Below are 23,141 nucleotides of genomic sequence, written 5' to 3'. Positions count from 1 at the left end.
CCAATCAAGCGTAGACGTGTGCGAGCTGCAAGGCTACCAGACCAGCCCTCGACCCGCGACCTCTTCCACGCGGGTAACGATGCCATTGCGATGGAAGGTCATGAGATTGAAGAGGTTCGAGACGACGCAGGTGTGGTTCGGGATGAGGCGAACCTTATCTCCGATTTCAGGTCGCCGGCCGGTCACCTTGGACAGGTCGACCGTGCCATGTTCTTCCGAGAGCCCGGTGATGACGGCGTCCGGATACTCCACGATCATTCCGTAATCGGAAAAGCCGAGTAGGTCGGAGGTCAGCGCCTTGGAGCCTGCATCGAGAATGGCACGGTCCAGGCTCGGACGCGACACGACGGTTGCGAGGACGTGCATGGCGCAGTCATCCAGGTTGCAATGGCCAGCGCGTGCCATGGCGCGGTCGTTGTAGACATAGGTGCCGGCTCTGTGTTCGGTCGCAGACGGGACCTTGTGGGCGGAAAACAGGCTCGGTGTGCCGCCGTTCGAGACGATGGGGCAGGGGATGCCGCGGGCAGAGAGGCCCGCGATGACGGCGGCAAAGAAGGCTTCGACGTCCTCTTCGGTGTTGGCCTTGGGATAGGTGAGGATGCCGCCGAAGCTGAGGCCCGGTGCAGCCGCGATAGTCTCGGCAAGTGCGATGGCCGCTTCCGGCGTCTGCACACCGCAGCGGCCGCCGCCCGTGTCACATTCCACAAGAACGGTGAGCGGGCGCGACTGGGAAAAGGCGCAGGAAAGGCCGCGAACCGTGGTGTCACTGTCAGCCACGACCTTCAGGCCGGATATGCGCGTGTTCAAGGCTACGAGCCGACTGTGCTTTTCCGCACCCAGAATGTTGAAGGTGATCAGCAGGTCCTCGAATCCGGCATCGGCGAAGACTTCGGCCTCGGTGATCTTCTGGCAGTTGATGCCGCGGGCGCCGGCTGCGACTTGCTGGGTGGCCACGGCGGGGATCTTATGCGTCTTGATATGCGGGCGAAAGGCGAGGCCGTGTTGGTCCATGTAGGACTGAACGCGTGCGATATTGAAGGCGAGCTTCGTCTCGTCGATCAGCGGCAGCGGCGTCGAGAGTTCCAGGATTGGCTGGCCGATCTCAGGACGGGGGGCAGGCCGGGAATGGGTCATCAGGCAGCCTCGCTGTCTTCAGGGGCGTCATGCGGATTGGCCATGATCGGCCATATATCGCGGCGGACATGGCGATAGGCCGTCTTCGCCGGATTGTTGGGATAAGGCGTGCCGGCGGCGCAGTAAAGGATCTCAGAAGCGATCTTGGAGAAAGCCGCGTAGAAATGGTTGGTCGACTTGATCACCAGCAGGTGCTTTTGCGTCGGATCGATAGCGAGTGCGGTGAACAGCGAGGGGTCGTAGCTCTGAACGCGTACGCTCGACAGGACGATGTCGATGCCGGCGAGATGAATGTGAGCAGCATCGCCGAAGGGGGCGATGCTGTCGCCGAAGCGCATTTCCGCACTGGGTACGACCTTCATCACCTTGACCAATCCGTCGACCGGATGGCCGGTGCCGGGCGCGGATTTGGCCCCGAAACGCAGCGGGATCTCGGCGCCTTCACCGGCGGCCATGCAGATCTGCACGGCGATCGGATCCCAGATCATGCCGATGGCGGCGTTGGTCACGCCACGCGCCAGCATTTCCTCCAGGATCACCGTTGCATCCCCCGCCGTGCCGCCTCCGGGATTGTCCCACATGTCGGCAATCACAACCGGCCCCGTCTCGATTGCCAGAGCCTGGTCGAGCGCCGCCTTCTCGTCGATCTGCGGCATCATGAAGGTGCCGCGCTTGGCAAAGAGGTCGAGGCCGAGTTCGCGGGCTAGCGCCTCTCCCTTATCCTTCTTGCCATCGGTTACGGCGATGGTTTTCGTCCCCATTTCCGGCACGTCGCCAGCCATGAAACCGTGGATGACGGAGAGCGAGAGGACCTCAGGATCTTCTGCTTCGATGGCCATAAGCCTGTCAACAAAGCTGCGCATCGGCTCGCGCGATGTCGGGAATACATCGATCATCCGGCAGTCGAACACGGACATGACCGGCTTCACCCGACCTTCCAGGGTGTCGACCGCGATGCGCCAGAGATCTTCTGCACGATCGACGAAATCGGTATGGGGGAATTCCTTGAACACGACGAAAAAATCGGCGGCTGCCACGCGCTTCGCCGTCAAATGACTATGCGGATCGAGTTCGGCGCAAAGCAGGACGTCAGGGCCGACGATTCCGCGGATGCGGGACAGCAAATCCCCTTCCGGGTCAATGTATCCGTCGGCGACCATGGCGCCATGCAGGCCAAGCACGACGGCATCCACCGGCATGGCCGCCTTCAACTGGTCGAGGATTTCGTCCCGCAGGCTCTCAAAGGTCTGGCGGTTGACCAGCCCCGCCGGATCTGCCCAGGTCGCCGTGCCCTCGATCAGGGTCCAGCCCTTTTCCGCACACACCTTGCGGCCGACGGTGATCGGCGCCGTGCAGAGTGTCGGGGTCGCCGGATGCTGGCCGGGTGGCGCGTAGAGCGATTCCTCGAATGCCCGTCGGTCGATGCAGATCGGGGAGAAGGTATTGGTTTCCGTTGCAAGCGCGGCGGTGAAGATGCGCAAGGGTCGACCTCCGGGTGTGATGGACGAGCCGCTCTTTACAGCGTGCCCATCGGATTGGGCAGATAGCCGGTAAAGCCGGAGATTTTCCAGCGGCCCTCGTGCAGGCGGCAATAATAGAGTGTCTGCCAGCGCATGACGTCTAGTGTACCGTCAGCCTTCTTGATGCCGCCGTCGAACTTTTTGCGCACCAGTGCTGTCTCGCCTGAGATTTCGATATCTTCCAAGTTGGTCGTGGTGAAGATTGCCGCGCGCGGATCCTCACCATAGGTCTGGGCTGCAAAGTCCTTGGCCTGTTTCAGCCATTCGTCGCGATAGGCTGCGAGATTGGGAAATGCGAGGCGCCAGTTGTCGGGGTTGGGATCGCGATTGCCGCTGATGCCAATGAAGCCTTCCTCAACGAAATCGCCCGCCACCATGCTCCAGTCTGCCGCCAGGAAGGCGTCGATGTCGCGCGGCACCAGCATCTCCCAGATCATGTGGCGAGCCGTGTCTGTTGCCGGAAATGGATTGAGAAAAGGATCGCGCATTTCGCCCCCGTTTTTAAATTCTTTTCATGATCGCCGTTTTTGTCTGGTCAAAATCCGTTTTCTATGGTGGTTTGTCAACGATCGAAGAAAATAATTTGCATGAGAGGGCCTGATGACGATCAAGCGTTATGGTGCGGAAAAGGCGGGTGCGGGCGGCCAGCGGCTGCCGTTCGCGCGAGCGGTTGAGGCCGATGGTTGGCTTCACGTCTCCGGTCAGGTCGCCATGGAAGATGGTGAGATCATTCCCGGAGGGATCATCGAGCAGACCCACAAGACGATCGCTAACGTCCTCGCCATCCTTGAGGAAGCCGGCTACGGGGTCGAGCATGTGGTCCGCTGTGGCGTGTGGCTCGACGATCCCCGCGATTTCTGGACCTTCAACAAGATTTATCAGCAGTATTTCGGTGAGCATCCGCCGGCGCGGGCCTGCGTTCAGGCTTCGATGATGGTCGATTGCAAGGTCGAGATTGACTGCATAGCTTACAAACCCTCGAAATAGCTGAGGGGTTACGGCATTGGATATCTTCGCGCGCATACAGGACGAAGCGGGGCAGTTTTCTGCCTCCGAGCAACGCATCGCGGATATCCTGGTCAATTCCTTCGATTTCGCTGTCAATGCCTCGATCATCGAACTTGCCGAAAGAGCCGAGGTGTCGCCGCCGACGGTGACACGTTTTTGCCGGCGGCTGGGCTGCCAGAGCTTTGCGGACTTCAAGGTCAATCTGGCGCGCACGGCTTATGTCGGCGTGCGCTATCTCAATCCGGAAACAAAGAGTACAGATCCGGCAGATGTCGCGACCGATGTGATCACCAAGGCGCAGAACGCGCTGTTCATGCTCCACCGGTCGCTCGATGCCGTCGTTCTCGACAAGGTGGCCGACCGGCTTTCGCGGGCTGAGATGGTCTATGCCTTCGGCTCTGGTGGCAATTCCTCGATGATATCGAGCGAGATCCAGAACCGGCTCTTTCGTCTCGGCTCGCGGGTCACGGCTTCCAGTGACCATGCCATGCAACTGATGTTGACGGCGGCGGCCCGGCCCAACGATGTATTGATCGGCTCGTCGTTTTCGGGGCGCAATGCGGAACTGGTAAAGTGCTTCGCGCTTGCCCGCGAGAACGGCATTACGACCATTGCACTCACGCAGAGCGAGAGCCTGGTCGCGGACGCCGCCGAATTGGTGATCGGGATCGATTTGCCGGAGGGTGACAACATCTTCCGCCCGACCTCGACGCGCTTTGCCTATCTGGCCGTGGTCGACGCTATTGCCAGCCTCGTCGCCTATCGCAACCGCAAACAGTCGCTGGTGACGCTACGCCATATCAAGCAACAACTGGTCGAACATCGCGATGGTGACGACCGGCAACTTCTTGGAGACTGATCCTCATGCCGATCACCCGCACCCCTCGTCTGGCCGGAGTTCTCTCGTGACGTCCTCGGTTGCGGTGGTGACGGGAGCGGCCGGAGATATCGGTCGGGCGATCGCAAAGCGGCTCGCCGACAATCATGATGTCGTCGTGCTGCTTGATCTGGATGGTGCCGCCGCTGCAGAGGCTGCGTCCAGGCTCGGTCCGGCCGATCGTTTCGTAGCCATTGCCTGTGACGTGACCAGTGAGGCTGATCTCGACCGCAGCGCTGCCCGTGTCGCGGAATTGGGCGTTGTGCAGACACTAGTCAACAATGCCGGTGCTGCGCGGGCCGTGAGCCTCGGGGATACCGATGGCGACATCTGGCGCAAGGATAATGCGCTCAATCTTGAGGCGCCGTATCTCTGCTTTCGCGCCTTCGAGGCGCCGCTCAAAGCGGCCCAGGGCTCGCTCATCAACATTTCCTCGGTGAACGGCATGGCCGTATTCGGCCATCCGGCCTATAGCGCCGCCAAGGCAGGGCTGATCCACCTCACCAAGCTCATCGCCGTGGAATACGGCAAGTTCGGTATCCGTGCGAATGCCGTCGCGCCCGGTACGGTGCGGACGCAGGCCTGGGAGGCGCGTGCCGCCGCCAATCCGCAAGTCTTCGAAGAAGCCAAGCGCTGGTATGCGCTGCGCCGGATCGCGACGGCCGAGGATGTCGCCAATGCGGTGTTCTTCCTAGCCAGCGATCAGGCCGCCGCCATCACCGGCGTGTGCCTTCCCGTCGATTGCGGTTTGACCGCCGGGCAGGCCGAACTCGCGCGAACCTTTTCGCAATCCGACAATTATTGATTTTTATAAGCGAGGAGCATGACCATGGCGACAGCCGTCCAGTTTCGTCTTGAAAATACATGGCACCCGGTCGATGGCGATCCCTGCGGCGCTTTCGTCTTCACGCTGGTCAACCTGTCGGATGCTGCGATCTCCGATTTCAAACTCGCTTATACTTCGCTTACCCGCGTCAAGGACTTCCAGGAGCCTGTGATCGGCAATGCCGTCTTCCTGAAGCGCAACGCCAACTTCCATCAGTTCGCGCCGCCCCATGGCTTCGTGCTCGAACCGGGTGCCTCCTGGCAGTTCCATGTCGGTGGGCTCTGGCGTCCGGCCAAGCATCGCACCGACGGTGCAAAGTCGGCCTATCTGACGCTCTGCACCGGCCAGCATGCGGCCGTTGCCGTGGCGGATCTGATGCTGTCGGGTGCCCATAGTGTGCCGCCCCCGGCACTGTTGCCCGAAGGTCATGCGGCGGAGCCCTTCGCTATGCTTCCCTGGCCTGCCAAGGCCGACATTGTGGCCGGTACCGACTTTCCCGTTGCGCTTTTTCCGGCAGATGGCAGCTCGATCGTCGAGTTGCGTGCCGTCGAGAATGTCTTGCGGCTGTTCTGCCGGCTGTTCCCGGTCGGCCATGCGCCGCTGTCTCTGGCGAAGGTGCATGAAGGGCGGGCGATCACCTTCAAGGTCGATGCTGCGCTCGATGCGTCCGCCTATGCACTGTCCTTCGTCGGGGAGAGCATCAACTTCGCTTATAGCGATGTTGCCGGCCTCCAATATGGCCTGACGGTTCTTGCCCAGATGCTGCACGGCGCCCGCACCAAGCCGGCCGTTTTCCGCTTCCCCTCTTCTGGTACGATCTCGGACAAGCCACGCTATGACTGGCGCGGTTGCCATCTTGATGTGTCCAGGCAGTTCTTCCCTGTCGATGACGTCAAGCGGCTGATCGATGTGCTCGCTTGGTTCCGGATGAACACCTTCCATTGGCATCTGTCCGACGACGAGGCCTGGCGTCTGGAGATCAAGGCCTTCCCGCAGCTGACGACGCTGGGCGTCCTGCGCGGGCCGGACGAACCGCTTCTCCCGCAGCTCGGCAATGGCGTCGATCCGGTCGGCGGTTTCTACACCCAGGACGACGTGCGCGGTATTGTCGCCCATGCCGGCGCCTTGCAGGTCGAGGTGGTGCCGGAGATCGACATTCCCGGCCACAGCACGGCAACCCTGGTGGCACTCCCAGACCTGATCGACGGCCAGGAAGCGCCCGACAGCTATCGGTCGGTGCAGGGCTATCCCAACAATGCGCTCAACCCGGCAATCGATTATACCTACGAGTTTCTCGGCAAGGTGTTCGATGAAATGGTCGAGCTCTTCCCGTCCAAGCTGATCCATATCGGTGGTGATGAGGTGGCGTCCAACACATGGATGGCATCGCCGCTCGCCAAGGCCCTGATGGAGCGCGAGGGCATCGAGGGCACCTTTGGCCTCCAGAGCTATTTCATGAAGCGTATCCAGGGCATGCTTGCCGAGCGCGGCCGCAAGCTTGCCGGTTGGGACGAGGTCAGCCATGGCGGTGGGGTCGATCCTGAGGGCACATTGCTAATGGCCTGGCAGAAGCCCGAGGTCGGGCTGGAGCTTGCCAGGGCAGGCTATGATGTCGTCATGACGCCCGGCCAGGCCTATTATCTCGACATGGTGCAGGACGAAGCCTTCCAGGAGCCGGGCGCGAGCTGGGCCGGCACCGTGCCGCCGCATCATACCTATACCTACGAGGCGGTCGCCGAGTTCCCGGCGGAGTTGGCCGCCCGCATGCGCGGCGTCCAGGCCTGCATCTGGTGCGAACACTTTCTTACTCGCGACTATTTCAACCATCTCGTCTTCCCACGCCTTCCGGCCATCGCCGAGGCCGCGTGGACGCCGAAGGACAAGAAGGACTGGTTGCGGTTTGCCGCCATCGCACCTTTGAGCCCGCGCTACTGAGGATCTGAAACCATGACGCTTCGTATTGCCGTTGGCGGCATTCATACCGAATGCTCCACCTCGTCGCCTGTGCTGATGCAGCCGGAGGACTTTCGCGTGCTGCGCGGAAAAGATCTTCTGGCGCACGAATACTTCAGCTTCCTCGAAGCGGACGGTGTCGAGCACATGCCGCTGCTGCATGCGCGTGCCGTTCCCGGTGGGCCGGTGTCGCGATCGACATATGAGGGGTTCAAGGCGGAGTTTCTGGAGCGTCTCGAGGAGGCACTTCCTCTCGACGGCCTTTATCTCGCCATGCATGGCGCGATGAATGTCGAGGGCATGGACGATGCGGAAGGCGACTGGATCTCCGCGGCGCGGGCCGTCGTGGGGCCTGACGTGATCGTATCGGCCAGTTATGACCTGCATGGCAATGTTACCCAGAGGATCGTCGACCAACTCGACATCTTTGCAGGCTACCGCACCGCCCCTCATATCGACGTGCGGGAAACGATGGTGCGGGCATGGTCGATGCTGGTTCGGGCGCTGAAGACAGGTGAAAAGCCTGGCGTTGCCTGGGCGCCGGTGCCGGTGCTCTTGCCGGGTGAGCGCACCTCGACCGAGGACGAGCCTGCGAAGAGCCTCTATCTCAAGCTGCCGGAGCATGATGCCGTGGCGGGCATTTGGGATGCCAATCTTATGGTCGGATATGTCTGGGCCGACGAACCCCGTGGCACGGCCTGTGCAGTTGTCACTGCCGTCGACAGGGCTGCCGCCGAGACGGTGACTGCAGCCATCGCCCAGTCCTATTGGGATGCCCGGGATGACTTCCAGTTCGGCCCGGTGACAGGCCCGCTTGCCGACATGCTGGACATTGCCGAGCGTACCGAGACACGCCCGATCATTCTGGCCGATTCCGGCGACAACCCGACCGGTGGTGGCGTCGGGGACCGGGCCGATGTTCTGGCTGCACTGATCGCGCGCGACTTCAAGGATGTGCTGATCGCCGGCATCACCGACAGGCCGGCGCTTGAGGCATGCTTCGCTGCGGGCGAGGGCGCCACGCTTTCCTTGACTGTCGGCGGCTCTCTCGATCCCGCCAGCGCCTCCGTCAGCTTCCAGGGCAAGGTCGTGCTTCTGGACGCTGGAAACGATGCTGCGGAGCGCCAGGCGGTGGTGCAGACCGGCGGGATCACGCTGGTGCTGGCCGCGCGCCGTCGGCCCTATCACAACATCGCCGACTTCACGCGGCTCGGGCTCGATCCGGCCAAGGTGCAACTGCTGGTGGTCAAGTCCGGTTATCTTTCGCCGGAGCTTGCGCCGATCGCCAATCCCAACCTGATGGCGCTCACCGATGGTGTCATCAATCAGGACATCGAGAACCTCAAGAGCCAGCGCCGCCATCAGCCAAGCTATCCCTTCGTCAAGGATTTCAGCTATACGCCGAAGGTGGAGTTCTCCCAGCGATTCCCTGCGAAGTAGCACCTCACACGCGCCGCTGTCCGGCGGCGCGACCTCCAGCCCGATCGTTCATGCCGATGCTGTCATCCCTCTCGCTCGTCTTTCGACACGCGCCCATCCGGGTCAGCGCGATCGCGATCTTTTTCTTTGGCTTCACTGGCGCGGCGACGTCTCCCTACATGTCGCTGATCGGAATCCGGGAACTCGGCCTGTCGGATGCGCTTTATTCGGTACTGAGTTTTGCTGCGGCCGTGGTCAATGTGAGCGCCGCAGTGACAGCAGGCATCATCGCCGACCGTCTCGGACACTTCCGCTCCCCAATGATCCTTGCCGCGATCTTCGGCATTGTCGGGTTCGGGCTCGTTTATCTGGTGCCGACGCAGCTCATGTTCTGTGTGGCCGCGCTCCTGTTCATTCCCGTTTTCGGCTCTATCAACTCGCTGATCTTCGCCAACGTCAAGGCGATCTCGGTGGGCATGCCGGTGCGCGAACTGATCGCGGTGAATTCCGCCATCCGGGCCGTGCTGTCTGCCTCCTGGGTGCTTGTTCCCGGTATCGTGGGCGCGCTGCTTGCAGGCGGTCCAAGCATGTTGCCGGCGTTTTTGCTCGCGAGTCTTGCCTGCGGCGTCTGTCTTCTACTCTTCATCTTCGGTATCGAGCGCAATCCACCGCCCCAGGAGGAGGGGCGAGTCCACACCTCCTTCTTCCGCTCTGTTCTTCAAATTGGCTCCAGTAGCGTTCTCACGCGGTTGTTCGCCGTGTCTCTCATCTCGGCTATGCTGCATATGAACGGCACTGTCCTGCCGCTTATCCTGACGGGCAAGGCTGGGGGGACACCGGCTGATGTCGGCGTGATCGTCGGTATCGTCGCATTCCTCGAGATCATCTTTATCCTGTTTTGGGGATGGGTGGAGGCACGGACATCGACCGTGCTGACCATGTCGATCGCGGCAACCATCTATTGCGCGTATCTTGTCTTCCTGGGCCTCGCCGACCATCCGATGGACGTCTACATGCTGACCCTGATCAGCGGTCTGGGTGCAGCCGGCATTATCGCGATCCCGATTACCTATCTGCAAAACCTCATTTCCGATCGGGCCGGTCTCGGCAGTTCGCTGATTGCCGTCAACATCTTCGTCAGTGGCGGGCTGAGCTCGCTGATGTTTGCACTTGGCACCGCCATCAGCGACTATGCCGGTACCGCCATTCTTTCGGCGGTGGCCGGTCTTACCGGCGTCGTTCTCCTATGGGTCCTCGACAGACCGGGTCGGACGGAGATTGCGCAAGGGGGAGGCGCATGAAGCTGAGCGAAAACCAGACCAGATCACCTCTTCTCGAAATCTGTGTCGATGACGCATCCGGTCTGGCAGCAGCGGTGAAGGGTGGGGCGGACCGGATCGAACTCTGCTCCGCGCTCGGCTCCGGTGGCCTCACGCCCTCCCATGGTTTTATGGCCCTTGCGGCCCGTGCACCTATTCCCGTTTATGCCCTGATCCGGCCGCGGATCGGTGACTTCGTCTACAGCGAGGATGACATCGCCGTCATGATCGCTGACATCGAGGCCGCGCGGGTCGCGGGGTTGGCCGGGGTGGTGATCGGCGCGACGCAGTCGCCCGACATCCTTGACCGTCCGGTGCTGGAGCGTCTGGTGGCGGCGGCTTCGGACCTGGATCTTACGCTGCACCGAGCCTTCGATGTCGTGGGCGATTTCGAAGCTGCGCTCGATCTTGCCATCGAACTTGGTTTTTCCCGCATTCTGACCTCCGGCGGTGCCCGCCATGCCGAAGACGGTATCGAGAGGCTGACGCATCTCAGTATGCTCGCTGACGGCCGCATTTCCATCATGCCCGGCGGCGGCGTGCGTCCGCAGAATGTGGAGCGTTTCCTCTCCATCCCCGGCGTTCGCGAGGTGCATGCATCGAGCAGTCAGCCGCGGGCGACCGATCCTAGACTGGTCGAGTTCGGTTTTGCCGGTGATGAGATGCGCCACACTGACGAGGCGACCGTGCGGGCGCTGAAAACGACGCTTCAGCAATTCTCTTAAAGGTCAGGATGCTGCGGCTGCTTCAAGCATCGGAGGAGAAAGCACCGCGATTGTGGCCGTCGCCTCCATGGGCTTGCCGAAATAGAAGCCTTGGACGGCCTCAACCCCCAGTCCTTCCAGAATGCGAAGTTCCTCTTCCGTCTCCACGCCCTCGACGATCGCCTGCAATTCCATTTCCGCACAGAGAGCAAGCACGGACTTGACGATCTTGAAGCTGGTGCGGCGGGTGTGAATGTCCCGCACGAAGCTGCCGTCGATCTTGATCTTCGTCAGCGGAAGCTTGTGAACGTGGTTGAGGCTGGAATAGCCAGTGCCGAAGTCATCAAGCGCGATGCCGCAGCCGAGTTCCCGCAGCATCTGGATCGAAGCACTTGCCTGTTCAAAGTCATGCATGACCGCGGTCTCGGTAATCTCGAAGTTGATCCGTCGCGGGTCGAAGCCGCTCTTCAGGACGATGGCAACGATGCGAAGTGTGCTCTCGGGTGACGTTAGGTCATGCGGTGAGAGGTTGAATGAGAGATAGACGTCGTCCGGCCATTGTCTCGCGGCTGCCAGTGCTTGGCTCAGCAGGAGCCGAGTCATCATGGTGATGCGGCCATTGTGCTCGGCGACGGGAATGAATTCTGCGGGCGAGACGCGACCTATGCGCGGGCTCTGCCAGCGGGCGAGCGCCTCGAAGCCAATGCAGCGGCGCGTGCCGACACAGGTGATCGGCTGGTAAACCAGCGAAAGCTCCCTTTCGAGGTCTGCGGCAACGAGAGCCTCTTCAACGATCTTCTGGCGGTTCAGTTCGTTGGCCTGCACCGCATTGAAAATGACGGTGCCCGCGCGGTGCGTCCGCTTGGCGGTGTAGAGGGCATAATCGGCGAGCTCATAGATTTCCTGTCCGGTGCTGCCGACGTCGGGATAAATGGCGAAACCGACCGAGCCGGTCACCTGCACCATGCCGCTACCGATATTGATGCGTTCGGCGATGCGGTCGCAGACCGTCTGTCCCAGCGCCATCACATCCGCCTGCGCGTCGCCCTGGAGAAGGAGGCCGAACTCGTCGCCGCCCAGCCGGTAGACTGAGAGGTTGTCGTTGCAGAGCGTGGCCAGTCGTGTACCGATCTCGATCAGCACCTTGTCGCCCGCCGCATGCCCATACATGTCGTTGACGGGTTTAAAGCCGTCCAGATCGATGACGCCGACGGCGAGGCGCTGGCCATCTTCGCTTGCACGGCGGAAGGCCGTCTCCACCATCTGAAAGAAGCTGCGGCGATTGGCGAGCAGCGTGAGGCTGTCGAGGTTGGCGAGCCGGAGGTTTTCGTCGGACAGGGCCTGCATCGCCTTGTTCTGCTCCTGCAAGGCGTCCTGCTGGATCAGCAGGACCTGGCGTGATGCGTGTAACTGCCGGAAGTCTCTGTAATGGCCGAGCAGGATGATGATCATCGCCATCGTCACCAGGATGACGTTGACGCCCGTTGCGATGAAGGTCGGTTCGCCACTTAGACACATCACGACCAAGAATGGCAGGTTCACCGTGACCGTGACGATCAGGGCGGCGGAGCGCAGGTGCATCAGGCAGAAGATGCAGCCGATGACGGTGATCGCCATGAAGAAGGCCACATGGGCGTTTTGATAGGCGTCGCCATAGGGCAGCAGTGCGATTGACCAGGCTGTGCAGATGACGGCGATAGGGAAAGACAGGAAATTTGTGGCGCGCAACTGCCGATATGCTTCAGCCGGCGTGCGCTGACGTTTGCGTCCCCGCAGCCAGAGCACGGAGCGCAAGGTAAAAAGCAGCGTCAGCACGGCAGGGAAATAGACGACAAGCCGATCGGGCGCCGTGCCCTGGTGGGTCCAGGACAGCGAGATCATGTTGGTGGCCAGAATGAAATAAAGGAGGGGCACCTGTTTCGAGAATGCCTCGTACTGGGCCGCCGTCAAGACAGGGTTGTCGTTCGGCACCGCCAGGAGACGAGCAACCCAGCCGGCCGCTTCGGAAAGTCGGCTCTTGTATCCTGGACTGGTCACGCTGCGCATTCCTCCTGTCGTGCCCCGGTAAGTCCTTACATCAGCGACAGTTAAAATTGCGGAAAGTCCGGTCCGCAAATCCTCTGAATGTCCAGCACGGCGTCTCATAGCTAGACATTGAAGCCGTGCGTCTGGGCGGCTATTGGGGAGAACCGTTCCTGCAGGAGATGTCTGCCTTGACCTCGCCGTATGCCCGTCTCGCCCTTTGCATCATCGCGCTCTCGCCGCTTCCCGTGGCTGCTCAGAGCTGGGAACCGATTGAGAGAACCGAGTATTATAAAATCCGCGGAAATTCCCCGATGGCGCTCTACCAATCCATCGGGGAGCGGGGGCCTCTGCTGGGTGGCGGACGGACGATCGCCCATACGACGTTCAAGCTGACATGGCAGCGTGACTATCAGCAGCAGGGCGCTGCCTGCGTTCTCGCCTCGGCCAAGCCTAAGCTGATCATCACCTATACGCTGCCGAAGCCGGCGGGTGCGCTCCCTGCCGATGTGCAGGCTAAGTGGGACAGGTTCTTTGCCGGCATCGTCAAGCACGAGAAGCTGCATGGGGTCTTCATGCGTGACCTGACACAGCAGATCCAGGACATATCCGTGGGACTGCGCGACGAAAACGATCCCGGTTGCAAGAAGGTCAGAGCGGCATTGCAGGCGCAGTTGAAGCCGATCTCCGATGCCCACGGCGCCCGTCACAGTGAATATGACCGGGTGGAGATGTCACCCGGGGGAGCCGTGCATCAGCTGATCCTCGCCTTCGTCAATCCCTGAGACGAAAAAGGCGCCCGTGTGGGCGCCTTCACTCTGATGTCAAACCCGTTCCAGGGCGATCGCGATGCCCTGGCCGACGCCGATGCACATGGTGGAGAGGGCATAGCGCCCGCCTGTTTCCTTGAGCTCCAGTGCCGCTGTTCCGGCGATGCGGGCGCCCGACATGCCGAGCGGATGGCCAAGCGCGATCGCGCCGCCATTGCGGTTGACGCGCGGGTCGTCGTCGGCAATGCCGAGATCGCGGAGCGTGGCGATGCCCTGGCTTGCAAAGGCCTCGTTCAGTTCGATCACGTCGATCTGCTGCTGCGTGAGGCCGAGGCGGGCGAGCAGCTTCTTCGAGGCCGGGGCCGGGCCGAAGCCCATGATGCGCGGCGGGACACCCGCTGTCGCACCGCCCAGGATGCGGGCGATGGGGGTAAGGCCATATTTCTTCACTGCCGCTTCCGAAGCGATGATCAGGGCGGCGGCCCCGTCATTGACGCCGGAGGCATTGCCGGCGGTGACAGTGGCGCCTTCCATCTTGTTGATCGGCTTCAGCTTAGCCAGCGCCTCGACCGAGGTCGCGCGCGGGTGCTCGTCGCGGTCGACGATCATTGGGTCACCCTTGCGCTGGGGGACGGTGACCGCCACGATTTCCTTCGCCAGCCGGCCATTGGCCTGCGCTTCCGCCGCCTTGGCCTGGCTGCGCACGGCAAAGGCATCCTGATCCTCGCGCGAGACCTTGAAGTCGATCGCCACGTTGTCGCCGGTCTCCGGCATGGAATCGACGCCGTATTGCTTTTTCATCAGCGGATTGACGAAGCGCCAGCCGATCGTGGTGTCGTAGATCTCGGCATTGCGCGAGAAGGCCGTCTCGGCCTTCGGCAAGACGAAGGGTGCGCGGCTCATGCTTTCGACGCCGCCTGCGATCATCAGCTCGGCCTCGCCGGACTTGATCGCGCGGGCGGTTGTGATCACGGCATCCATGCCGGAGCCGCAGAGGCGGTTGATCGTGGTGCCGGTCACGGAGACGGGCAGGCCGGCGAGTAGAGCGGACATCCGGGCGACGTTGCGGTTGTCTTCGCCGGCCTGGTTGGCGCAGCCGTAGATGACGTCCTCGATGGCTTCCCAGTCGATGCCGGCATGGCGCTCCATCAGCGCCTTTAGCGGCACGGCGCCGAGATCATCGGCGCGGACGGAGGAGAGCGAGCCGCCGAAACGGCCGATGGGTGTGCGGATGTAATCGCAGATATAGGCTTCGATCATGGCTTGTACTCCTTACAGCGCGGGCACGACGAGGTCGGCAACCGGGCCGGCGGTATGCAGCTTGGCGCCGGTCATCGCCTGCAGCTCGTCCATCGTCATGGCGGCGAGTTTCTCGCGTACGACGAATTTGCCATCGATGATGTCGATCACGGCATGGCTCGTATAGACGCGGGTGATGCAGCCGACGCCGGTCAGCGGGAAGCTGCAGCGCTCGACGAGCTTGGGCTTGCCGTCCTTGGTGACGTGTTCTGTGATGACGACGACCTGCTTTGCGCCATGCACGAGGTCCATCGCGCCGCCGACGGCGGGTACGCCCTTGGAGCCGACGCGCCAGTTGGCGAGGTCGCCGTTTTCCGCCACCTGATAGGCGCCGAGGATCGCGACATCCAGATGGCCGCCGCGGACCATGGCGAAGCTGTCGGCATGGTGGAAGAAGGCGGAACCCGGCTTCAGCGTAATCGCCTTCTTGCCGGCATTGATCAGGTCCCAGTCTTCTTCGCCGGCAGGCGGTGCCTCGCCGAAGTTCAGCACGCCGTTTTCGGTGTGGAAGATGGCCTGTCGCCCTTCCGGCTGGAACTTGGCGACCATTTCAGGGAAGCCGATGCCGAGGTTAACATAGGCGCCGTCGGCGATGTCCTGAGCGGCGCGCCAGGCGATCTGGGCGTTGGAGAGCTTGATGTCTTCGCGGGTGTCGATTGCAGGTGTCTCGGTCATGCGTAGGCCACTCCGGCTCGGATGAGCTCTTCTTCCTGTTGCGGGTTGGCGACTTCAACGACGCCATCGACGAAGATGCCGGGGGTGATCACCTGCTCGGGGTCGATCTCGCCGGGCTTCACGATCTTCGAAACCTGGGCGATGGTCTTGGCGGCGGCCATGCACATCAGCGGATTGAAGTTGCGGCCTGCCATCCGGTAGGTCAGGTTGCCCATGGTGTCGCCGAGATGCGCCTTGACGATGGCGAAGTCGGCTTTCAGCCAGCGTTCCTGGACGTATTTGCGGCCATCGAACTCGGCGATCACCTTGCCCTCGGCCAATTCCGTGCCGAAGCCGGTCGGGGTGTAAAAGGCGGGAATGCCGGCGCCGCCGGCGCGGATGCGCTCGGCCAGCGTGCCTTGCGGCACCAGTTCCAGCTCGATCTCACCGGCGAGGTAACGGTCAGTGAAAGCGCGCGGATCGGAGGAGCGCGGGAAGGAGCAGATCATCTTCTTCACGAGACCCGCATCGATCATTGCGGCGATGCCGATGCGGCCGTTGCCGGCATTGTTGTTGATGACCGTCAGGTTCTTCGGGCCTTTGTCGATCAGGGCATGAATGAGCTCGATCGGCGCGCCGGAGCCGCCGAAGCCGCCGATCATGACGGTTGCGCCATCGCCGATCCCGGCCACGGCATCCGCCAGGCTTCCAATTGTCTTGTCCATGGGAACTCCCGTTTCCTGAGCGCGGTCGCCCGCCTCCTAACCTGACAGATAGGTCCCGTCGCCCATCGACAGCAAGTGTATTGTGCGATATTTCATATTTGTTCGATTATCGCACGAAATGAGTTGAAGCATGACGATCGGAGAGCGGGATTTAATGGGCGGGTTCGCCAAAGGACTGCGCGTGATCGAGGCGTTTGGGCTTGAGCGACAGCGGCTCAGCATTGCGGAGGCAGCCGAGATCAGCGGGCTCGATCGGGCAACGGCCCGACGCTGCCTGCTCACGCTCGCCCAGCTTGGCTATGCGGATTACGACGGCAAGTTCTTCGCGCTCACGCCCAAGGTTCTCCGGCTCGGCCATGCCTGGCTGTCGGCGACACCGTTGCCGACGCTCGTGCAGCCGTTTCTCGATCGGCTATCGGAGCAGTTGGGGCAGAGCGCGTCTGCCTCGGTACTGGATGGCACGGAGATCGTGTATATCGCGCGGGCTGCCCAGAAACGGGTGATGTCCATCAACCTGATGCCCGGATCGCGACTACCGGCCTACAGCGCCTCCATGGGCAGAGTGATGCTCGCATCTCTTCCCGATGCCGAAGTCTCGACCATTCTCGCTGCCTCGCCGATCAAGGCGCATACGCCTTTGACGCGGACCGACCCGCAGGACCTCATGGCGGAGATTGGTCGCGTGCGGGCCCAGGGTTACGCGGTGATCGACCAGGAACTGGAGATGGGGCTGTGCTCGATTGCCGTTCCCGTCAGCAATGCAAGGGGCAGAGTGGTGGCGGCCATCAATGTCGGGGCGCCTGCGGCCATTCTGCCGGCTGAGGCATTACCGGCACATTGTCTTGACGCCTTACGAGAGGTGCAGGCCGGCTTGCGACCCCTGCTACATTAGTGCAGGTCAGGCGGGGGGAATCGCGGCTGCCACATCGCGGATCGTGCGCATCAGCAAGGTGAGCGGCATGGAAGGCACGGAGTCAGACCTCACGGTCAGGCCGACAGGTCCCTTGGTCTCGCTGGTATCGATCGGGAGCGCGGCGAGCGTGCCGTCGGCCAGATCCGTCGCCACGACACCAGCCGAGATGATCCAGATCGCGTCCGTTGCGCGGACGAAGGCACGACCGAAGCTGTCGGATACCGTCTCGATCTGGGTCGGGAGCGCCGAAATACCGTTGGCGATCAGGTAGCGCTCGACAAATGGTCTGATGATCGAGGCGCGCGTCGGCATGAGCACCGGATAGCGCTCCAACTGGGTAAACACACCCGGCCCCTGGACCAGCAGCGGATGGCCGGCGCGCACGCAGAATATGACCTGTTCCGAGTAAAGATGCTCGAAGGAGAAACCTGCCATCTGCTCAGGTGCCGCCAGGCGCCCGACCACCAGATCGAGATCACCTACGCGAAGCTGTTCCAGCAGAACCGCATTTTCGCCGGTCACGATCTTGATGCGGGCAGGAATGTCTTCACGCAGGAACTGGCTCATCGCCTGCGGCATGATCCGGGTCGAAACCGTCGGCAAAGCGCCGACGCGGATTGGGGGGGCATCTGCGTGAAGTGCATGGGAGACGGAATCGAAACCCTGGCGAAGGGCTGTCAGGGCCGCACCCGCATGCTTCAAGAAGGCCTCCCCATAACGGGTGATGCGGATGCCGCGGCCGTCGCGTTCGAAGACGCCGACACCCAGAACCTCCTCCAGTTCACGGATCGTCTTGGTCACAGCCGGTTGGCTGATGTTGAGAACGCCGGCTGCCTTCATCACGCTTTTCTGCCGTGCCACCTCGACGAAGGTTTGCAGATGGCGAAACTTGATCCTGTTGTCGACCATAGTAAAACCATAACCCTCCAGTTAAGGATTGCGCCGAAAACATCATTTTACCTAACCAAACTGCCTAAGCAATATGGGTCAGTGGAGGGAAAATTCGTGCAATTCGTTCAGCTCAACGGTGTCACGCTGCATTACCAGGTCATTGGTGGGCCCGCGCAGCGTCCGGTTATCGTCTTCATCAATTCGCTGGGCACCGATTTCCGCATCTGGCGGGACGTGCTCGTCCGGCTCGCCGGCGACTATCCGCTGCTTACCTATGACAAGCGCGGCCACGGCCTGTCTGACGTCGGTCAGACGCCTTATTCGATTGATGACCATGTCGATGATCTCATCGGTCTGCTTGAGCATCTCGATGTGCGGCAGGCGGTGATCTGCGGTCTGTCGGTGGGTGGGCTGATCGCGCAGGGGCTTTATGCGCGCCGGCCCGATCTCGTGCGGGCGCTGATCCTCTGCGATACGGCCCACAAGATCGGCACCTTCGAAATGTGGGCGAGCCGCATCAATGCAATCAACGAGAGCGGGCTTGAGGGCATCGTCGATGGCGTGATGGAACGCTGGTTCACGCCTTCGTTCCGCGAGCCTGACAATCCGGCCTTTCCGGGCTATCGCAACATGATGCTGCGCCAGCCGGTGGCCGGCTATACCGGCACCTGCGCCGCCATCCGCGACGCCGATTTCACCGTCGCTGCCACGAAGATCAGCGTGCCGACCCTCTGCGTCGTCGGTGATCAGGATGGTGCAACCCCACCCGATCTGGTGCTGTCGCTTGCGAAGCTCATTCCTTCGGCCCGCTACGAAGTCATCAAGGATGCCGGCCATATCCCGTGCGTCGAGCAGCCGGAGGCGCTCAACGCTGTCATAGAGGCCTTCCTCTCGCCTCTCGTTTCAGGAGACCAACCTCATGGCTGATGCCTGCAGTCCTTCCGAGCGCTATCGGCAAGGGATGAACACGCGGCGTTCCGTGCTCGGCGACGCCCATGTCGACCGTGCCTCGTCTGCGGCGACCGATTTCGACCAGCCTTTCCAGGAAATGATCACGGAAGGCGCCTGGGGCACGGTGTGGTCACGGCAAACCATCAGCAAGCGCGAGCGCTCGATGATTACTATCGCGCTTCTGGCAGCGCTTGGCCATGACGAGGAAGTTGCCATGCATGTGCGGGCGACCGCCAATACGGGCGCCAGCCGCGACGACATCTGCGAATCCTTGCTGCATGTTGCCATCTATGCTGGTGTGCCGGCAGCGAACCGGGCGTTCAAGATTGCCAAGCACGTCTTTGAAGAACTGGATGCGGGACGATCCGGGGGAGGAAGCCATGAGTGATTTTCCGAACGGCAAGCCGGAGACCGGGGCCTTTTTTCCCCGTGATCGTGCCTGGCATCCACCGGCCTATACGCCGACCTACAAGACCTCCGTCCTCAGGTCTCCGCAAAAGGCGCTTTTGTCGCTGGATGGCACCAAGTCTGAAATTACCGGCCCGGTCTTCGGTCATTCCATGCTGGGTGAACTCGACAACGACCTGATCCACAATTTCGCCAAACCCGGCGAGAGCGCGATCGGCGAGCGGATCATCGTGCATGGCCGCGTACTCGACGAGCGCGCGCGTCCGGTGCCGGGGGCTTTGGTCGAGTTCTGGCAGGCCAATGCCGGAGGCCGCTATCGCCACAAGAAGGAAAGCTATCTGGCAGCCCTCGACCCGAATTTCGGCGGTTGCGGCCGCACCGTGACCGACGACAACGGCTATTATGCCTTTCGCACCATTAAACCTGGCCCGTATCCCTGGCCGAACGGCGTCAATGACTGGCGCCCGGCGCATATCCACTTCTCGATCTTCGGCCACGGCTTTGCCCAGCGCCTGATCACGCAGATGTATTTCGAGGGCGATCCGATGATCTGGAAGTGTCCGATCGTGTTGACCATCCCGGATCGCACCGCAATCGAGCAACTGGTGGCGGCGCTGGACTGGTCGGCGACGATCCCAATGGATGCGCGAGCCTATAAGTTCGACATCGTGCTGCGCGGTCGTCGCTCGACCCTGTTCGAAAACCGGATGGAGGGGAACTGATGGTCCAGTCTCTCGGCTACCTCAAGGAAAGCGCGTCGCAGACGGCTGGTCCCTATGTGCATATCGGGCTGACGCCCAACTTCGCCGAAATACCGGGCGTCTATCCCGTCGATCTCGGCACTACGATGGTCAATGAAAAGACCCGTGGCGAACGGATCACGATCACCGGACACGTCATCGACGGGTCCGGCACGCCGCTCAGGGATGCGCTGATCGAAATCTGGCAGGCGGACGCGAGCGGGCTCTACAACAGCCCCTCCGAAACGCGCGGCAGTGCCGATCCGCACTTCACCGGCTGGGGGCGCTGCCCCTGCGATCTCTCGACCGGCGAATATCTGTTCGAGACGATCAAACCGGGTCGCGTCCCGTTTAACGACGGTCGGCTGATGGCGCCGCATATCTCATTCTGGATTGTGGCGCGTGGCATCAATCTCGGGCTCAACACGCGCCTCTATTTCGGCGACGAAGAGGCGGCGAATGCCGAAGATCCGATCTTGGCGCGCATCGAGCACAAGGTGCGGGTGCCCACGCTGATTGCGCAGCGGGACGGTTCGACCTATCACTTCGACATTCACCTGCAAGGAGAGAAGGAAACGGTCTTCTTCGACATTTGAGACCGTTTTTGCGAGATCCCATGACAGCATCCGCCTTCGATCATCCGATCCTCTCCGGCCTTCTGGGTGATCAGGAGGTGGCGGGGCAGTTTTCCGCTGCCGCCGAACTTCAGGCAATGCTCGCCTTTGAGGTGGCGCTCGCCAAGGCTGAAGCCGAGGTGGGGCTGATCCCGGAGGCGGCGGCCGAGGCGATTGCCGGTCTTGCTGAGCACTTTGTAGCCGATTTCGACGCACTGAATCAGGCGACCGCGCGGGATGGCGTCGTCATCCCGGATCTCGTGCGGCAGTGGCGGGCGGCTGTGGGTGAAGAAGCATCCCATCTGCATTTCGGCGCGACCAGCCAGGATGCGATCGACAGCTGCCTCATGCTGCGGCTGACCGAAGTCTTGCGTATCCTATTGCGACGGCTTGCTAACATCATCGGTGCGCTCGATGCCTTGGAAGCGCGGTTTGGCGCGCAACCATTGATGGGTAAAACGCGTATGCAGGCGGCGATCGAGATCACGGTTGCCGACCGGATCGCAGCTTGGCGTTTGCCGCTGATCGACCTCCGTGAGGCAATCGCGGCGTTTGCCGCGACGGGGCTTCCGGTTCAGTTCGGCGGTGCGGCCGGCACTCTTGAAAAGCTGGGAACATTGTCGGTGCCCGTGCGGGCACGGCTCGCGGCAGAACTCGGCCTTGCCGATCGGTCACAGTGGCATAGCCAGCGCGGCCTCATCACCGAGCTTGGCGGGCTTTTAGCCCGCATCACTGGCAGTCTCGGCAAGACAGGACAGGACCTGGCGCTGATGGCCGATGCGGGAGCGGCCATTCTGGGCGGCGGCGGCGCGTCCTCAGCCATGCCGCACAAGCGCAATCCGGTGAAGGCCGAAGTGCTGGTGACGCTCGCTCGTTTCAATGCCGTCCAGATCTCGGGGCTTTACCAGTCGATGGTGCATGAGCAGGAGCGGTCAGGGGCGGCCTGGACACTCGAATGGATGCTGCTGCCGCAAATGGCGATTGCCGCCGGTGCGTCGACCCGCATCGCCGGTGATCTTTTCGGCTCTGTCGAGCGGCTTGGCGAGGCGTGATCAGTCTTCGCGGCTCCTGCCATCGGTTTCGACGTAGGTTCGACTGATCCGGCGGATCGCGATCATCTGCCGGCTGAACTGCGTACAGCCGTCGCAGCCGAGAAGGTGCAGTCGCAAGGCAAGTCCCTCGCGCATAGAGAGTTTTCGGTCGAGCCGATCCGATGCGAGCCTGGTCGCGTCCTCGCATTTGATCATGTCATCGTCTCCTTCGGTGCAAACCAGTGTCCCTCGAGGCAATTGCGGAGCCGCAAGCGGGCCCGGTGCATCAATACGTGGAGATTTGTGATGGTGATGGCGAGTTCCGCGCAGATCTCGCTGGTTTCCAGTTCGACGAATTCGCGCATCATGAAGACGCGGCCCTGATCCGGCGGCAGATGATCGAGACAGGTCTCGAAGACACGCCAGAAATCCTTGCCGAGCAGATCGGCCTCCGGATTGCCCCAGTGACTTGGCTGGTGTTCCACCGACCAATGACCTCTGGCATCGAAATAGCCGGTCTCGTCTTCTTCATTCATACCGAGCGGGATCGAGATGAGGTTTGCGGCTCGCTTCTTGTGACGCAACTGGTCGGCGATCTTGTTGCGCAGGATGGCGAACACCCAGGTCCGAAAAGCGGAGCGGCCGGCAAAGGCCGCGGAATTGCGCAAGGCTCCGGCGAGGGCTTCCTGTACTGCGTCTTCTGCCATCTGCGGATCGGACAATTGCAGGACGGCGAATTTCAGCATGCGTTCGCGCAGTTCACCGATATAGATCCCGTCCGCGAGGAAGGCAGCTGCCTGTCCATCGGACCTGTGCATGGTTTCGACCTGTTCCTGCATGCCCCGTCCTCAAACCCCTGATGGCTCATACGGCCGACAAGCGCATAGTCGCAGAAGCAGGTCACTTCTTACAGGCGGTACAGAGAAATTACATCGCCAGGGTCGCAGCCCCATAAGCGATCACGACGAGCACCGTCACATTGCGTCGCAGGGCGAGATACCAGCGCGGTTGGTCACCGTCACGATGGATGCGTTGGTCGGCGAAAAAGAGGACAATGAAGAGCGCCGAATGCAGGATTAACGCGAGCAGCGGCATGACGTGATGAAGCAAGAGGGCTGCGATGGCGGCCAGTGCCGCCGCATTGCTGAACAGCAAGAATGCGTCGCCCCTGGCCTGCTTGATCTGGGCCTGACTCCAGATCGTGCCGGCCATGAAACAGGCAATGCCGGTGCCATAGGCTATGAAGGCGCTAGAGGCCCAGACAGGGTCGAGACCTGCGAATTGGCCGAGGGCCAGAGCCCAGAACGGGAGAGCTCCGGCGTAGGTCAGCAGGCTGGAAAGTCTCTGGTTTTGGTACATGGTA

The 23,141-nt window shown here is 61.7% G+C and carries 25 protein-coding genes; 14 read left to right on the top strand and 11 right to left on the bottom strand.

What is annotated here, in order from left to right; all coding sequences use genetic code 11:
* Positions 1–33 precede the first annotated feature (33 nt).
* Genes FJQ55_RS18440 through FJQ55_RS18430 form a run of 3 tightly spaced genes read right to left on the bottom strand, consistent with a single transcriptional unit; the run spans position 34 to position 3,142 of the window.
* Positions 34–1,134 carry a D-TA family PLP-dependent enzyme gene (locus FJQ55_RS18440; RefSeq protein ID WP_140830631.1) on the bottom strand — a complete coding sequence of 367 codons (1,101 nt, stop codon included), beginning with the start codon at positions 1,132–1,134 and terminating at the stop codon, positions 34–36.
* Positions 1,134–2,615, bottom strand: coding sequence for a M81 family metallopeptidase (locus FJQ55_RS18435; protein WP_140830629.1), 1,482 nt, complete (start codon positions 2,613–2,615; stop codon positions 1,134–1,136). Before FJQ55_RS18435 ends, FJQ55_RS18440 begins: the two co-directional genes overlap by 1 nt.
* Before the next feature lie 35 nt (positions 2,616–2,650).
* A complete protein-coding gene (locus FJQ55_RS18430) occupies positions 2,651–3,142 on the bottom strand; it encodes a hypothetical protein (protein WP_140830627.1) in 492 nt (163 codons plus the stop codon).
* Between the two features lie 112 nt (positions 3,143–3,254).
* Here FJQ55_RS18430 and FJQ55_RS18425 point away from each other — a divergent pair, with 112 nt between their 5' ends.
* The 7 genes from FJQ55_RS18425 to FJQ55_RS18395 are packed head-to-tail and all read left to right on the top strand — an operon-like array spanning position 3,255 to position 10,781.
* Complete coding sequence (locus FJQ55_RS18425) at positions 3,255–3,641, top strand: RidA family protein (RefSeq protein WP_062280737.1); 387 nt, start codon at positions 3,255–3,257, stop codon at positions 3,639–3,641.
* A gap of 16 nt (positions 3,642–3,657) precedes the next feature.
* Positions 3,658–4,521: a MurR/RpiR family transcriptional regulator gene (locus FJQ55_RS18420; RefSeq protein ID WP_140830625.1), complete on the top strand. Its 864-nt coding sequence runs from the start codon at positions 3,658–3,660 to the stop codon at positions 4,519–4,521.
* Positions 4,522–4,567: 46 nt separating this feature from the next.
* Complete coding sequence (locus FJQ55_RS18415; protein WP_140830624.1) at positions 4,568–5,344, top strand: SDR family oxidoreductase; 777 nt, start codon at positions 4,568–4,570, stop codon at positions 5,342–5,344.
* 24 nt (positions 5,345–5,368) lie between these two features.
* Positions 5,369–7,300 (top strand): beta-N-acetylhexosaminidase, encoded by a 1,932-nt coding sequence (locus FJQ55_RS18410; RefSeq protein ID WP_140830622.1) that lies wholly within the window; start codon positions 5,369–5,371, stop codon positions 7,298–7,300.
* A 12-nt stretch (positions 7,301–7,312) separates the two neighbouring features.
* Positions 7,313–8,758 carry a M81 family metallopeptidase gene (locus FJQ55_RS18405; RefSeq protein WP_140830621.1) on the top strand — a complete coding sequence of 482 codons (1,446 nt, stop codon included), beginning with the start codon at positions 7,313–7,315 and terminating at the stop codon, positions 8,756–8,758.
* 56 nt (positions 8,759–8,814) lie between these two features.
* Positions 8,815–10,038 (top strand): MFS transporter, encoded by a 1,224-nt coding sequence (locus FJQ55_RS18400; protein ID WP_140830922.1) that lies wholly within the window; start codon positions 8,815–8,817, stop codon positions 10,036–10,038.
* Complete coding sequence (locus FJQ55_RS18395; RefSeq protein ID WP_140830619.1) at positions 10,035–10,781, top strand: copper homeostasis protein CutC; 747 nt, start codon at positions 10,035–10,037, stop codon at positions 10,779–10,781. Before FJQ55_RS18400 ends, FJQ55_RS18395 begins: the two co-directional genes overlap by 4 nt.
* A gap of 3 nt (positions 10,782–10,784) precedes the next feature.
* Here the strand turns inward: FJQ55_RS18395 and FJQ55_RS18390 are convergent, their stop codons facing one another.
* Positions 10,785–12,797, bottom strand: coding sequence for a putative bifunctional diguanylate cyclase/phosphodiesterase (locus tag FJQ55_RS18390; RefSeq protein ID WP_161596997.1), 2,013 nt, complete (start codon positions 12,795–12,797; stop codon positions 10,785–10,787).
* Between the two features lie 167 nt (positions 12,798–12,964).
* Between FJQ55_RS18390 and FJQ55_RS18385 the strand changes: the two genes are divergently transcribed.
* The gene (locus FJQ55_RS18385) at positions 12,965–13,567 is read left to right on the top strand and encodes a DUF922 domain-containing Zn-dependent protease (RefSeq protein ID WP_140830615.1); all 603 of its coding nucleotides are present in this window, start codon (positions 12,965–12,967) and stop codon (positions 13,565–13,567) included.
* A gap of 39 nt (positions 13,568–13,606) precedes the next feature.
* Here the strand turns inward: FJQ55_RS18385 and pcaF are convergent, their stop codons facing one another.
* From pcaF to FJQ55_RS18370, 3 genes are read right to left on the bottom strand one after another with little or no spacing between them, the layout of a single operon-like run.
* Positions 13,607–14,812, bottom strand: coding sequence for a 3-oxoadipyl-CoA thiolase (pcaF, locus tag FJQ55_RS18380; protein ID WP_140830613.1), 1,206 nt, complete (start codon positions 14,810–14,812; stop codon positions 13,607–13,609).
* A 12-nt stretch (positions 14,813–14,824) separates the two neighbouring features.
* On the bottom strand, positions 14,825–15,526 hold the full coding sequence (locus FJQ55_RS18375; RefSeq protein ID WP_140830610.1) for a 3-oxoacid CoA-transferase subunit B: 702 nt from the start codon (positions 15,524–15,526) through the stop codon (positions 14,825–14,827).
* The gene (locus FJQ55_RS18370) at positions 15,523–16,230 is read right to left on the bottom strand and encodes a 3-oxoacid CoA-transferase subunit A (protein ID WP_140830608.1); all 708 of its coding nucleotides are present in this window, start codon (positions 16,228–16,230) and stop codon (positions 15,523–15,525) included. Before FJQ55_RS18370 ends, FJQ55_RS18375 begins: the two co-directional genes overlap by 4 nt.
* Before the next feature lie 130 nt (positions 16,231–16,360).
* On the opposite strand from FJQ55_RS18370, the gene FJQ55_RS18365 reads away from it, so the two are divergent.
* A complete protein-coding gene (locus FJQ55_RS18365; protein ID WP_425467551.1) occupies positions 16,361–17,122 on the top strand; it encodes an IclR family transcriptional regulator in 762 nt (253 codons plus the stop codon).
* 6 nt (positions 17,123–17,128) lie between these two features.
* On the opposite strand, the gene pcaQ is transcribed toward FJQ55_RS18365, so the two are convergent.
* Positions 17,129–18,052 (bottom strand): pca operon transcription factor PcaQ, encoded by a 924-nt coding sequence (gene pcaQ / locus FJQ55_RS18360; protein WP_140830605.1) that lies wholly within the window; start codon positions 18,050–18,052, stop codon positions 17,129–17,131.
* A gap of 96 nt (positions 18,053–18,148) precedes the next feature.
* Between pcaQ and pcaD the strand changes: the two genes are divergently transcribed.
* The 5 genes from pcaD to FJQ55_RS18335 are packed head-to-tail and all read left to right on the top strand — an operon-like array spanning position 18,149 to position 21,799.
* Positions 18,149–18,961, top strand: coding sequence for a 3-oxoadipate enol-lactonase (pcaD, locus tag FJQ55_RS18355; RefSeq protein WP_140830603.1), 813 nt, complete (start codon positions 18,149–18,151; stop codon positions 18,959–18,961).
* Positions 18,954–19,373: a 4-carboxymuconolactone decarboxylase gene (pcaC, locus tag FJQ55_RS18350; protein WP_140830600.1), complete on the top strand. Its 420-nt coding sequence runs from the start codon at positions 18,954–18,956 to the stop codon at positions 19,371–19,373. The genes pcaD and pcaC overlap by 8 nt, the downstream gene beginning before the upstream one ends.
* Positions 19,366–20,115 carry a protocatechuate 3,4-dioxygenase subunit beta gene (gene pcaH, locus FJQ55_RS18345; RefSeq protein WP_140830598.1) on the top strand — a complete coding sequence of 250 codons (750 nt, stop codon included), beginning with the start codon at positions 19,366–19,368 and terminating at the stop codon, positions 20,113–20,115. The genes pcaC and pcaH overlap by 8 nt, the downstream gene beginning before the upstream one ends.
* The gene (gene pcaG, locus FJQ55_RS18340; RefSeq protein WP_140830595.1) at positions 20,115–20,729 is read left to right on the top strand and encodes a protocatechuate 3,4-dioxygenase subunit alpha; all 615 of its coding nucleotides are present in this window, start codon (positions 20,115–20,117) and stop codon (positions 20,727–20,729) included. The genes pcaH and pcaG overlap by 1 nt, the downstream gene beginning before the upstream one ends.
* Before the next feature lie 20 nt (positions 20,730–20,749).
* Positions 20,750–21,799 (top strand): 3-carboxy-cis,cis-muconate cycloisomerase, encoded by a 1,050-nt coding sequence (locus FJQ55_RS18335; RefSeq protein WP_140830593.1) that lies wholly within the window; start codon positions 20,750–20,752, stop codon positions 21,797–21,799.
* Here the strand turns inward: FJQ55_RS18335 and FJQ55_RS18330 are convergent, their stop codons facing one another.
* From FJQ55_RS18330 to FJQ55_RS18320, 3 genes are all read right to left on the bottom strand, one after another.
* The gene (locus FJQ55_RS18330; RefSeq protein ID WP_140830591.1) at positions 21,800–21,994 is read right to left on the bottom strand and encodes a zf-HC2 domain-containing protein; all 195 of its coding nucleotides are present in this window, start codon (positions 21,992–21,994) and stop codon (positions 21,800–21,802) included. It abuts the gene before it with no gap.
* Complete coding sequence (locus FJQ55_RS18325; RefSeq protein WP_140830588.1) at positions 21,991–22,617, bottom strand: sigma-70 family RNA polymerase sigma factor; 627 nt, start codon at positions 22,615–22,617, stop codon at positions 21,991–21,993. The genes FJQ55_RS18330 and FJQ55_RS18325 overlap by 4 nt, the downstream gene beginning before the upstream one ends.
* A gap of 88 nt (positions 22,618–22,705) precedes the next feature.
* Positions 22,706–23,137 (bottom strand): DUF3429 domain-containing protein, encoded by a 432-nt coding sequence (locus FJQ55_RS18320; RefSeq protein WP_140830586.1) that lies wholly within the window; start codon positions 23,135–23,137, stop codon positions 22,706–22,708.
* Positions 23,138–23,141 lie beyond the last annotated feature (4 nt).

The sequence above is a fragment of the Rhizobium glycinendophyticum genome (assembly GCF_006443685.1).
Classification (GTDB): Bacteria; Pseudomonadota; Alphaproteobacteria; order Rhizobiales; family Rhizobiaceae; genus Allorhizobium; species Allorhizobium glycinendophyticum.
Note: the sequence above shows the minus strand (reverse complement) of the source record. Positions and strands in the feature narration are given on the sequence as shown.